General features: G+C 53.4%; 1 tRNA gene. It reads left to right on the top strand.

Features of this window, described 5'->3' with window-relative positions:
• The first annotated feature begins 57 nt into the window (after positions 1–57).
• Positions 58–134: transfer RNA gene (locus ACTJI6_RS24295), tRNA-Met, on the top strand.
• Positions 135–328: the final 194 nt, after the last annotated feature.

Raw genomic sequence — 328 nt, forward strand, 5'->3', positions numbered from 1 at the left:
GGAAAGACGCAAAACATCCCTCTGAAACGATAAAGCCTCCGATCAAGACAACCATGGCGCGGGGTAGAGCAGCCCGGTAGCTCGTCAGGCTCATAACCTGAAGGTCACAGGTTCAAATCCTGTCCCCGCAACCAAATCTTACAAATAAATCAACGCCTTACGCCCCGCGCCCTCGCGGGGCTTTCCGCGTTCCACCGCCGACTCAACGCCAACTCAACAAAATTAAAGCGTTTCGGTAAAAACGTGAATCGCAGAGGGATTCCTGCAAGACCCAGTTTGTGCTCCTCTTGTTCGGGGAGGATGGGTCATGTCAGCACCTTTGCCGAAT

Origin of the sequence: Paracoccus sp. 22332, assembly GCF_052045125.1 — a bacterium.
Taxonomy (GTDB): domain Bacteria; phylum Pseudomonadota; class Alphaproteobacteria; order Rhodobacterales; family Rhodobacteraceae; genus Paracoccus; species Paracoccus haematequi_A.